General features: G+C 61.6%; 8 protein-coding genes. 5 read left to right on the forward strand and 3 right to left on the reverse strand.

Features of this window, described 5'->3' with window-relative positions:
- Positions 1-4: 4 nt before the first annotated feature.
- The gene (locus ACYQ0L_RS13210) at positions 5-2,098 is read right to left on the reverse strand and encodes a catalase (protein WP_459789755.1); all 2,094 of its coding nucleotides are present in this window, start codon (positions 2,096-2,098) and stop codon (positions 5-7) included.
- A gap of 359 nt (positions 2,099-2,457) precedes the next feature.
- Here ACYQ0L_RS13210 and ACYQ0L_RS13215 point away from each other — a divergent pair, with 359 nt between their 5' ends.
- The 5 genes from ACYQ0L_RS13215 (at position 2,458) to ACYQ0L_RS13235 (ending at position 7,730) form a co-directional block, all read left to right on the forward strand.
- Positions 2,458-3,534, forward strand: a complete 1,077-nt coding sequence (locus tag ACYQ0L_RS13215) for a glycosyltransferase family 2 protein (RefSeq protein ID WP_459789756.1) — start codon at positions 2,458-2,460, stop codon at positions 3,532-3,534.
- The gene (locus ACYQ0L_RS13220) at positions 3,527-4,621 is read left to right on the forward strand and encodes an acyl-CoA dehydrogenase family protein (protein ID WP_459789757.1); all 1,095 of its coding nucleotides are present in this window, start codon (positions 3,527-3,529) and stop codon (positions 4,619-4,621) included. The genes ACYQ0L_RS13215 and ACYQ0L_RS13220 overlap by 8 nt, the downstream gene beginning before the upstream one ends.
- Positions 4,618-5,349: a PIG-L deacetylase family protein gene (locus ACYQ0L_RS13225; protein WP_459789758.1), complete on the forward strand. Its 732-nt coding sequence runs from the start codon at positions 4,618-4,620 to the stop codon at positions 5,347-5,349. Before ACYQ0L_RS13220 ends, ACYQ0L_RS13225 begins: the two co-directional genes overlap by 4 nt.
- A complete protein-coding gene (locus ACYQ0L_RS13230; protein ID WP_459789759.1) occupies positions 5,342-5,917 on the forward strand; it encodes a class I SAM-dependent DNA methyltransferase in 576 nt (191 codons plus the stop codon). The genes ACYQ0L_RS13225 and ACYQ0L_RS13230 overlap by 8 nt, the downstream gene beginning before the upstream one ends.
- A gap of 442 nt (positions 5,918-6,359) precedes the next feature.
- A complete protein-coding gene (locus ACYQ0L_RS13235) occupies positions 6,360-7,730 on the forward strand; it encodes an MFS transporter (protein WP_459789760.1) in 1,371 nt (456 codons plus the stop codon).
- On the opposite strand, the gene ACYQ0L_RS13240 is transcribed toward ACYQ0L_RS13235, so the two are convergent.
- Together ACYQ0L_RS13240 and ACYQ0L_RS13245 are read right to left on the reverse strand one after the other, a co-directional pair.
- On the reverse strand, positions 7,706-8,458 hold the full coding sequence (locus ACYQ0L_RS13240) for a DeoR/GlpR family DNA-binding transcription regulator (protein ID WP_459789761.1): 753 nt from the start codon (positions 8,456-8,458) through the stop codon (positions 7,706-7,708). The genes ACYQ0L_RS13235 and ACYQ0L_RS13240 overlap by 25 nt on opposite strands.
- 128 nt (positions 8,459-8,586) lie before the next feature.
- On the reverse strand, positions 8,587-11,604 hold the full coding sequence (locus ACYQ0L_RS13245) for a TonB-dependent receptor (protein ID WP_459789762.1): 3,018 nt from the start codon (positions 11,602-11,604) through the stop codon (positions 8,587-8,589).
- Positions 11,605-11,833 lie beyond the last annotated feature (229 nt).

Here is an 11,833-nt window from a genome sequence, read left to right on the forward strand (position 1 = left end):
CCGCTCAGTCTTGCTTCACGCTTTCGCGGTCCCAGAAGCGCAGCTCGCCGCACTTCTCGATGAAAGCGCTCGCCGCATCCTTTCCGGACGAGACATCGACGAAGCCGTCGTCCATCCAGTTCCACACGCCCGCCGTCTCGAAGAGCGGTTTGACCGCCGGGACGTAGGCAACGAATTTGGCATGGGCGAAGGCGTCGTTGACGAAGTCGATGCTGGGTTTGTCGGTGTTGTAGCGCTTGGCCGAAGCCTCGCTCATCACCACGGCCACCGCGTCGTAGGTGACCGAAGGACCGCCATCGATCTTCTCGTCGGCTTCCATGATCTTGCCGTCGGACAGCTTGGCACCGGCAATGTGCGGTGCGACGATTTCGACCATGCCGCCTGCGCCGGTCGCGGCGTCTTTCAGCGCCTTGACGACATCCGCATCTGCGCCTTCGGCAATATAGATGCCCAGCTTGCGCCCCTTGAAATTGCCGGGGCCGTTCTTGAGGATCGAAAGTGCGGGGCTTTCCGCCAGATCGGTGATCGGGTCGCGCGCCGCCGGTACCTTCTCGGGCAGCTCGGTAAGGCCGATGCCGTCGGCAACCTCTTGCGCCAGGCCTTCGTCGATATGCCGCAGGTGGCCGATCATCCGCTTGCGAATGCTCATGCGGCCGACCTTCGAAAGCTCGAAGGTCAGCGCGTTCGCCATATGCGTCTGCTCGACCGGGGTCTGGCTCACATAAAACTGGCGTGCCTGGCTGTAATGATCGGCAAAGGTCTCACTGCGCACGCGCAGTTTGGGCCCTTCGACCGGAGCTTCGTAGCTCTGGAACCCCTTTATCGGGCAGGCGCGCGGGCCGCGATCTTCCTCCGCTCCGTCGCCATCGCCCCAGCTATTGGGCTCGTAATTCACGCGGCCCTTGGGATTGGTCATCGCCATGTGACCATCCTGCTGGAAGTGGCGCACCGGGCACTTGGGGGCATTGATCGGCAGATGGGTGAAATTGGGGCCGCCCAGACGTTTCAGCTGCGTGTCGAGATAGCTGAAATTGCGGCCCTGCAGCAGCGGATCGTCCGAATGGTCGATGCCCGGCACCAAATTCTGCGTGCAGAAGGCGACCTGCTCGGTCTCGGCGAAGAAGTTGTCGACATTGGCGTCGAGCGTCAGCGTGCCGATGATCTCGACGGGCACCTCTTCTTCGGGGATGATCTTGGTCGCATCGAGCACGTCGAAATCGAACTTTTCGGCGAATTCCTCGTCGAACACCTGGATACCCAGGTCCCATTGCGGGAAATCGCCCGCGTCGATCGCATCCCACATGTCGCGGCGATGGAAGTCGGGGTCCATCCCGTTGACCTTCAGTGCCTCGTTCCAAACGACCGACTGGAGGCCCAGCTTCGGCTTCCAATGGAACTTGACGAAGTGGCTCTCACCCTTCTCGTTCACCAGCCGGAAGGTGTGGACGCCGAAGCCTTCCATGAACCGGAACGAGCGCGGGATCGTGCGATCGGACATGATCCACATGACCATGTTCATCGCTTCGGGGCTGAGCGAGATGAAATCCCAGAAATTGTCGTGCGCGGTCTGTGCCTGCGGGAAGCCGCGATCGGGCGCGGGCTTGGCCGCGTGGATCAGGTCGGGGAACTTGATCGCATCCTGGATGAAGAATACCGGGATGTTGTTGCCGACGAGGTCCCAGTTGCCTTCCTGGGTGTAGAACTTGGTTGCGAACCCGCGCACGTCGCGCGCCAGATCGGGCGAACCCTTGTTGCCCGCCACGGTCGAAAAGCGCGTGAAGGTGGGTACCTTGACGCCCTCTTCATTGAAGATCCGCGCCCGGGAATATTGCGGGATCGCTTTCTTCAGCTCGAAGTGACCGTGCACGCCATAACCACGAGCGTGAACCACGCGCTCGGGAATGCGTTCATGGTCGAAATGGAAGATCTTCTCGCGGGCGATCTGGTCTTCGAGCAGCTGTGGCCCGCGCGGACCGGCAGTCAGCCAGTTCTGATCGTCGGCAATCGGATGACCTTGCGCGGTGGTCATAACATCGTCGTCGCCCATGGGCTTCTGATGGTTCGCGCCGCCTTTGGACAGGTCGAATTTGTCGGACATGAAAAGCTCCCGGGTTGAGGGGTAATCCCTCTCCAACGGAGCCTTTCGTCTTAGGTTGCGTCCCGTCTCAAATATTCTTGACGCATTCGCAGTAAGGCGTCGAATAATAACATTTGCGGGTTTGTAAAATCTTCATCTGGACGGAATTTTTCCTGGGTGTGGATCATGTAAAACTGATAAATGATGCCCTTTTCCTAACGAAGGCTTAGTTCAGGAACCATCCCGCCCCTCATCCTTAGCGTTTAAAACGTCACGCGCGAGCGGATGACATGCCAAAGCGCGAAGGAAAGACAAATGCTCCGCTTCTGTAATACGGCCTGTAGTCGGATCATCGGCTGTTCGTCCGAACCAGCGAAGCAATGAAAGCGCAGGCCCTCATGGACGATAGGCCCGTCCGCGGGCTGAAGAACGGCTATGCTTCCGATGCACGGCCGATACCCGGCCTTGGCTCCATTCTCGGTGCACCACCCTTTGCGGAACGAACGCGCCTGTCGGGCGCGGAATGGATCAATCCTTCCCACCCGGCCTATACCGTCGCTGTTCCGGTCCGCGACGAGATCGAGTTGCTGCCCCGTGCCCTTGCCGCGTTGAGGGTCGCGATGGATTCGCACGTCGATGCCGGTACGCTCGTCTTCGCAGTCAACAATACCACGGACGGTTCCGCTACGCTCCTTCGTGCGTGGGCGCGTGAAACCGGCTGCTCGTGCGTTGTGCTGAACGTTACCTTCGCCCGCCTCATCCGCAACGCACCTCATTCGCGGCGTATCGCCATGGATGTTGGTGCCGCGATCGCTCCCGATGGCGATCTGCTCACAACCGATGCGGATAGCTACGTGGGCGCGAACTGGATCGGGCAGGCCCGTGCCTTGCTCGCCAACGGGTTCGACATGATCTGTGAGGACGTTCGGCTGGACGAAGGCGAGCTGGCCCTCCTGCCCCGTCAGGTGCGCCACACCGGCGAGGTCGAACGCGCGTATTTCGCGGCGCTCTCGCAGTTGTGGGAACGCTGGACAAGCGGCGGCGCGGGCGCTTTCGCTTTCCGTGCCTCGGGCGCCAGCATAGCGATACGCAGCCGCGCTTATACAGACGTCGGCCGCCTCCCATTGCCCGCTCACGGCGAAGATTCGGCACTGTGCGCCCGGATGGTCGAGCGCGGATACGCAGTCGCGCAAGCCAATGATCTCGGAACGCGCACGTCGGCCCGACTTCAAGGGCGGGCCAGCGGCGGATGCGGCGAAGCACTAACAACTCGCTCGATCGCTGCCGACCCTGACTGCGATGCGGCGCTCCTCCCGATTGCGGCGCTGCGGCAATGCGCGGCCGATGGATCGCTGGCGAGCCTTGATGCTAGCCCACCCATGCGACTAAGTGAGGTGGAACGCGAACTGGCGCTGGCGCTGCGTATCCTTGCACACGGAGACCGGGCGGTTGCCTGAGGATGCGCACCTGGAAATGGTCGCAAGCGTGATTGCCAAGCGCGCGGGCGAAGCTGACGTCCACGATGGCGAACTCTCGAATGAGATCGAACTCCTGAGGTCCGATGGCTGGCTCGCCGCGTGCCTTCCGCGCTCCAGAGGAGGCGAGGGCTGGGGCACCGAGCCCGAAGGCACGCGGCCGGCCTTCGATGCGCTTCGCGCGTTGGGGCGGGCCAACCTTTCGGTCGCGCGACTCTTCGAAGGGCATATGAATGCAGTTAAGCTGCTGCACCTCTACGGTTCGGACAGCCTGAGCGAAGCGGCCTTCGCGGACGTAGCGGACGGGGAATTGCTGGGCGTCTGGGGAGCAGACGATCCCGCTGCACCGTTCGGTTTCGTCGAGCGCGACGACCGGCTGCACCTGAGGGGGGGCAAGCGGTTCGCCTCCGGTCTCGGCCTGGTGGGTCAGGCGGTCGTCACCGCGCAGGACGAGGCAGGTCTGAGGTTGTTGTTGCTACCCACGAAGGATTTGGCTCGCGCCGATTTTTCGGCGTGGGCGATGGACGGGATGCGCGCGACCCAATCCGGTCGTTACGATTTTGGCGGAGAGAGCGTGTCTGCCGAGCGCACCTTCGGCAAGCCCGGCGACTATTTGCGCGAACCCTTTTTCGAAGGTGGCATATGGCGCTATTGTACAGCACACCTCGGGGCAGGCGAGGCGCTGTTCGGACTGATGCGAGACGTCCTCGTGGCGCGCGGACGAGCGGACGATCCGCATCAGCAGCGCCGGATCGTCGAAGGCGCGATTGCGATCGAGACCCCGCGCCTCTGGCTGCAACGGGCGGCAGATGCGGTGGAGGCGGCAAACGCCGACCCGGATGCGGCGATCCTTTCTCTTCTCGCGCGCGAGGTCACCGAGACCTGCTGCCGCGATGTTCTCCGCATCGTCGAGCAGGCTTTGGGAATGGGCGCGCACCAAGCGGGTACCGCTGTCGAACGCATCGCGCGCGACCTGCGGCTGTTCCTCTGCCAGGCCGCGCCCGACGCCAAACGCGCCCGTGCCGCCGAGGCGCTGATTGCACGCGGCACGACGGCAGAATTCCTGTGAGCGTTCCCGACAAACCCGAAGGCGCGCTGCTTGACGCAGCGGCGACTGCGCCCGCTATCCAAATCGAAGCGCTGGCCCCTCCCGGCGGACTGTTGATCGTCTCGCCGCACCCCGACGACGAGACGCTCGGCTGCGGCATGGCCTTGGCGAGCGCTGCCGCAGCCGGAAGGCGGATCGCGATCCTGCTCCTGACCGATGGCGAAAACTCCCATCCCCATTCGCGACGCTACCCACGCGCCAAGCTCATCGCGATTCGACGCGAGGAATTGCAGACAGCGTTACACTCGCTCGCGCCTGGCCATGACACCACTGTCGAGCGTGCGCAGCTAACCGACGGCAACAGCACCGCTGAAGCTGGCCGGCCGGAGTTTATCCAATACACCTGCAACTTCGCCCGCAGCATGGCCCCGGCGGCGGTGTGGTCCACGTGGGAGGGCGATCCGCATTGCGACCACCAAGCCGCGGCGCACATTGCGCGGGCTATTGCGAAGGATCTCGACATTCCCTCTTGGAGCTTCGCCGTCTGGGGCCGCTTCGGTAACGGCGAAGTGCCATCGGCCATTCGCACTTTCCGCAACGATCGATTCCTGACCGCGAAGGGGCAGGCCATGGCAGCGTATCGGTCCCAGCTAACGAACCTGATCGACGACGATCCGCAGGGCTTCGCAATGCCCCTGGCGTTGGCTGAGCACTTCCGCTCTCACGCGGAGATTTTCATTCGTGAATAGCGCAACGCCTGACCGGCGAAGTACGTTCGACGCGCTTTATGCGAACGATCCCGATCCTTGGGACTACGAAACAAGCGTGTACGAACGGCAGAAGCGCCGTAGCACGATCGCCGCACTGTCACGGAAGAGATACGAACGAGCATTGGAGGTAGGATGCTCGATCGGCACGTTGACTCAGGAACTCGCCCCCCGTTGCAAAAGCCTTATCGCGATCGATGTGGCCGAAGCAGCGATCGAACGGGCGAGCCGACGGTTGGCGGCGAGCCGTAATGTCGTGTTCTATCTCGGGGAAATTCCCTCGGAGTGGCCGGAAGGTTCATTCGATTTGATCGTTCTTTCGGAGGTCCTATATTTTCTTACAGCCGCCGAAATCGAAACCACCTCGCGCCTTTGCTATCGCTCGCTTCGCAAAGGAGGTGAATGTCTCCTGGTCAACTGGACGGGTCACAACGATCTTCCGATAGACGGTATCGAAGCCTCGAATCTCTTTACAGACGCCTCCCCCTGGAACCGGAGTCTGAAATTGGATGAGAACCGATACAGGATCGACCTGCTCCGAAGTTCGTAGATAAATGCGGGGTATGAGTAGGGGGGTAACGGTGATGCCGGCTCTTATTTTGACTTCGAAATCAGCCTCATCGGTGATTACATCGAATCCCTCTCGCTCCGCCACTGGCTTTTGCAGGCCGATCCACTCTCCTCCGTCATTTGCGACGCCTGTGCGGCGTCTGCAGCATTCGCTCCATCTCTTTGCAGATCCTCGATGGTCTTGTGCATCGACCGATTTGAGTGAGAGATCGAGATGCTCGACCGCAGCACGAGCTTCCCGACGAAAACCAGAGACTAGGCGAGAACCCAGGTCTCAGCCCGATGACGGAAGAAGAGGTGCAGTTCTTGCATTCAACTGTCCGAGGCGAAGCACGCCCGTGCGTGTCCCGCCTCACATGCGGTGTCACAATCCTGTTAGGTTAGAGGTTTCATAGGCGCGGCCTGCGAAACGGAGAACGCGCATGCACGCTCTGCGGATCAGCCTGGCGAAACAGACAAGTCGCGTACGCAGATCGTCGGTCTTTCTTGGTCTGTCGCTGACTGAATTCTGGGAACGGTTTGCACTTGCCGGCCTGAAATCGATGCTGACCCTGTTGCTGATCGAGCAGGTTCTTCCCCACAACGACGAGGTGCCCGGCCTGGGCGGACTGCGAAACCTGCTGGGAAGTGAAACCGATGATGTCGGCCTTGCTTCCCAGATTTACGGCCTGACCACTGCCCTGGTCTATCTCTCCATTCCAATCGGCGGAATGATTGGCGATCTGCTGATCGGACGGCGGCCATCGGTGCTCACGGGCGGCTTTTGCATGCTTGCCGGGCTGTTGCTGGTCGCGTCGCTCTGGGGCTTCCTGCCGGGCCTCTTCCTCTTTGCCTTCGGCACCGGACTGCTGAAGGGCAACCTGTCGGTGGAGGTGGGCAAATTGTTCGAAGGGGAGGCGAAGCGGCGACGGGCGTACTCGTATTATCTTCTCTTCCTGAACCTCGGGGTGATCTGCGGTCCTCTGGCCTTGGGGGCGGTCGCTTTCGCAGCTGGCTGGCGGTCGGCCGTGCTGATGGCTGCCGCCGGCGTGGCGATGGCAATCGTCACTTACGTCCTCATGCTCGGTCGCGCGGCGCTTGACGAGCGGACTGGTGAGCCAGCTGACGGTGTGGCACCCCAACCCGGCCAATCCGACAGCTCCGCCCCTTCGAGAACCCTCCTGCTCGGACTCGCGATCATCGCGGTCTATCTTTGTTTCGCCGCCTACGGGCAGATCGGCAATATGGTGCTGGTGTGGAGCCGGCATAGGGTCGATCTCTCGATTGGTACCTGGCAAATGCCCGTCGGCTGGTTGCTGGCGATGGACGGGTTGCTGACGATCGCGCTCATCTTCGCAACGCAGGCCGGTTTTCGAGCCTTGCAGCGGCGAGGCATCGAAATCGGGGCGCTGTCGCAGATCGCGTTGGGCTGCGTCGCGTGCGCTGCCGGCTATTCGGTGCTCGCCTGGGCCGAAGCAGCGTCAGGGCCGGATACGCCGCTGATCTGGGTGGTGCTCTATCTCGCGCTGATCGACCTGGGGATCGTTCTCGTCTGGCCTTCGGGATTAAGCCTGGTCACGAGCTTCGCGCCGGACCGGCAGGTCGGGCTGTGGGTGGGATTGTTCTACCTGCATGGCTTCTTCGCAAGTCTGTGGGTCGGGTTTGCAGGCAGGTTCTTCGATGCCGGACAAAGCACCGGCTTCTGGTTGCTCCATAGCCTGATCGCGTGTGCAGGGGCGGGTGTGGCGTTGGTGGCCCTGCTGTTCGCGATCGCCACGAGCGGCCGCGATTATGCGACCACCACCTCCGCGTGAGCGAAGGCCTGATCGAACTCTGGATCGAGTGGCTTTTCCGTCACCAAGACATCGACGCTCGAAAGTGGTGCCGTGCGGATCAGGCCATGACGGCCGAATTTCGATGAATCCGCGGCCAGGAGGACTTTCTGCGAGGTGGCATAGGCGATCCGGCTTACCGCAGCCTCGCCGGGGTGAAAGTCCGACAAACCCCGATCGAGGCTGATCCCGCCGACCGAGAGGATCGAAAGGTGGGGGGTGAAGCCCGATATATATTCCTGAGCCGAGGCGTCAGAAAAGGCGCGGTATTCGTAATCCATCTCGCCAGCGGCGAGAAACAGGCGGTTGTTGTTGATCCCGCCGAGATCGGACGCGACCTGGAGCGAATTCGTAATCACCGTAAGCGATCGGCGATCCACCAGCTGGCGCGCGATATAGCAGGAGGTCGTGCCGGAATCGATGAACACGATATCGCCATCGGAGACGAAGTCCGCCGCAGCACGTGCGATGCGAATCTTTGCATCGGAGTTTTCCTCCATCCGCTGGTTCAGCGGACCCTCCAGCGTCGGTGCAGCGAGGCGGGCACCGCCATGCTCACGCAGGATCGCGCCCTGTTCTTCCAGCACGCGAAGCTCACGCCGGATGGTCTCGTCCGAAACTGCCAGTTCCTCGGCGAGGCCTGTGACCGACAGCGTGATCCCGCTGCGCAGCATCGCGACGATTTCACGTTGGCGGGCGGATCGTTTCAACTCTGGCTCTCCTCGGTCGTCGGGTTAAGCAAACCTGCGGGGTTTCCCGCAATCTCCGATTGAAAAATTGCGAGGTAATAGACTCCCGCCCGCCGCGTGCAGGCTGCGGGCGGGAGTTGCTGCAAGGGTCAGAACCCAAGCCGGAACTGCAAACGCACATACCGCGGCGTCTGGTAGGCTTCGGGTTTCCTGTAGTTGGAATTGGGGGCATCGTTCCCCAACTGGCCGAACTCGTTATATGCGGTCACCGACTTGCTGTTGAATAGATTGAACACATCGAACCGCAAGGATGCGTCGAGCCCATCGAGCGGAAGGCGGGCAACCGCGCTAACGTCGAACTGGTACAGCCAGTCTCCCTTGAAGGCACTGCCGCGCGGGACGAGCTCGCCGTTACAATAGTAGCTGTAGCCGTGATAGCCGTGGGCATAGGGGTCCACCTCCTGCGGCACCGTGCCGATACAGCTATAGCTGCGCGGCGACTGCACCAGCGAATTGACGCCCAGGTCGAGGAACTCGAACGGGCGATAGCTGCCGTACAGTTTCACGGTATGGCGCCTGTCGTTGGGCAGGTAGCCGTAGGATCCGTTCTGGAACCCGGGCGAATCGAAATCGGACACGCGGTTGACCGCCAGCTGGCCGTTTTCGGAGCGGATGCCGCCCTCGTAATTGCCCTTGTCCATCGCCCAAGTATACGTGCCGGACAGGCCCCATGCGCCGTCGAACTCGCGGTCGAAAGTCAAGGTCACCGCGTTGTAGTTCCGCTTCGGCTCGTCGTAGAGCAAGTCTTCGGCGGCCAGCGTCACCGTGGGGGTGGAGCCGTCGGGCAGCGGATTGATCTGCACGGTGATATCGCGTCCGGGATTGGCGATTACCCAGTTGCTCCCGCCCGGATAGGCGGCGGTGCAGTCGCTCTCGGAAAAGCCCTGTTCGATACAATAGGCGCGCGCGCCGAAATCGACCGTAAGATCCTCGATCACGTTGTCCAGTTCGCGATGGGTGAAATAGGCGCCCACCTTGATGCGGTTGCTGAAGCGATGCTCGGCCCCGATGATGAATTCGTTCGACGATTGCGGCGAGAGGTTTTCCGCAATCGCACCTGAGGGATCTGACGGCGAGCCATCGGCCTGGACCTCGCAATTGATTGTGCCGGTATCGGGGCAGGCGCCAAAGCCCTCGGCACCGGTGATCGGCGCGCCTTCCAGTGGCGTTCCCTTGGCGGCATCGAGCCCGTTGAGCAGGTTGTACCGGGTATAGGTAACGCGCCCGCCCATGACGTTGAGATTGATGTCGCCGGCAAGGGGCAGGAAATACTTGCCATAGAACCCGTAGAGCTTGGTCCGTCCGTCGCCGAAAAGGTCGTACGAGGCGCCCACGCGCGGTGCCCACTGGTTGCCGCTTTCGTAATAGGATTCGCCGTTCACGCCCTGGTTGGAGAAGCGGTCGTTGCGCAGGCCCAGCTGCAGACGCAGCCGGTCGTCCAGAAGCGACCAGTCGTCCTCGATATAGAACGCCTCGTTCTTGACCGTGCTGACGCCGTTGTTGCGATAGACGCGCGTCGTGTAATAGTCGGTGCCCTCGGCGATCCCCAGCCGTTCCGCCATGTCGGTGTTGGCGGTATATATCTTGAAGAAGCCCTGTCCCATCGTCTGGTGGACCTGCTCCGAAGTATCGGTTTCGTGGTCGTAGCCCAGCCGCAGGTGATGGAACCCGGCGGCTTCGAAGGTCAGGTCGATGTCGCCGCGGAAGAACTCGCGCTCGTCCGTCGTGTAGCCGTAAGCATCGGTGACCTTGTTCAAACCGATATCGATCCCGGCATCGTTTTCGCGATAATCAAGAACGCGCTCGTTATCGGTATCCAGCGGAAGCGTGCCGTCGCGCAGCTTGTTCACCCCGTAGGCGCCCGAGACGGTCAGCCACGGAGCGAAGGTTCCAGTATAGCGCGCAACATAGTTGGTGCCCCCTCCGCGCGAATTGGTGCCGCCGGTTTCAGCGCCTTCCTCCCCAGTCTCCCGATCGTACTCGATGCTGCGGGTGCGTGTTTCGTTGCTGGTGTCGAAATACGTGAATTCGAGATGGTGGTCGTCGGTCACGTAACCGTCGACCTTGCCCCCCCAAAATGGGCTGTCATTTTCGACCCGCGTGGCATTGTCCTGGTCTTCGTCGGGCGTCAGCCGGTCGAACTTGCGGACCGTATAGAGACCGTAGACGAACAGCCGATCGCGGATGATCGGACCGCTGCCCTGCATGACGATTTCGTGGCGGTCCTGCGTCGCATCTTCGTTGTTGGTGGAGTAGGTTGCGGGTGAGGATTCGCGCATATCTTGCGGTTCCCACGTACCGAGCACGCTGGCGTGGAAATCGTTACTGCCGGACTTGGTCACGGCGCTGACTACGCCGCCGGTCGCGCGACCGAACTCTGCGGGCATGCCACCCGTCTTCACTTCGACCGTTTCGTAGAAGTCGTAGGGCACTTCGACCGGCTGCAGGCCCATGCGGAAGTTGGTGATATTGAGGCCGTTTACGTAATAGGCGTTCTCGATGAAGGATGCCCCGCTGATCGCCACCTGATCGGCAAACCCGCCGTTGGCGCCCGAAGAGCCGCGGACAGTGCCGGGGGACATCAGGATGATGTCCTGCAACGAACGCGCTATCGGGACGCGCTGATCGATCTCGGCCAGGTTGATCGTCGCGCCGGTTGTCGCGTCTTCGAAGTCGGTAATTGCCTGGCGTGTTCCCTTTACGACGATGGTCGTCTCGTCGCTTTCAGGCAGGGGGACCAGCGTGAAGCTGTTCGCCGCACCGCTACTGCGGGTAAGGGAGACGCCTGCTTCCTCATAGCGCGCAAAACCAGGAGCGGTGACCGTGATATCATAGTCTCCCGGGGCGATCTGCGTGATCGTGTAGGCACCTGTATCGCTAGTGGTGGCGGTGCGAACGACGCCGCGGTCGCTCGATGTAAGCGTGACCGTGGCACCCGCGATCGGCATGCCACTTTCGTCGGCCACGCGACCGGACGCGGAAACATTGGTGTAGTCCTGGGCATGCGCTTCGGCTGTTACGCCGATCATTACCGGCAAAGAGGCGCCGAGCAAAAATGCGGCGCGACAGACGGCGGCGTGCCGCTTCGTTTTCATGAACTTGGTCATCGATTGTCCCCTGGCTGAACTGTCCGTGAGGACCCGGCAGCCTGCCTCCGTCCGGCAACTCCTGGTCCGCGAGAGGCCGCTAGTGGCGATGCGTGCACTTTTTGTGACAGTCGGACAATTATCCAACATCAGCGTTGGGGTGAGCGGTCATCCATCTGAGGGGCTGGCGACGCATGAGGTTCGTCTTGAGCGACTCATTGCCGGCATGGGCTGCCATAAATTCGCAATA

The organism is Alteriqipengyuania triglochinis, assembly GCF_054655655.1.

What these genes read in the sequence shown, in the direction of transcription:
- ACYQ0L_RS13210 (WP_459789755.1), bottom strand. Translation starts at nt 2,098, where the DNA reads ATGTCCGACAAATTCGACCTGTCCAAAGGCGGCGCGAACCATCAGAAG.
- ACYQ0L_RS13215 (WP_459789756.1), top strand. Translation starts at nt 2,458, where the DNA reads ATGAAAGCGCAGGCCCTCATGGACGATAGGCCCGTCCGCGGGCTGAAG.
- ACYQ0L_RS13235 (WP_459789760.1), top strand. Translation starts at nt 6,360, where the DNA reads ATGCACGCTCTGCGGATCAGCCTGGCGAAACAGACAAGTCGCGTACGC.
- ACYQ0L_RS13245 (WP_459789762.1), bottom strand. Translation starts at nt 11,604, where the DNA reads ATGACCAAGTTCATGAAAACGAAGCGGCACGCCGCCGTCTGTCGCGCC.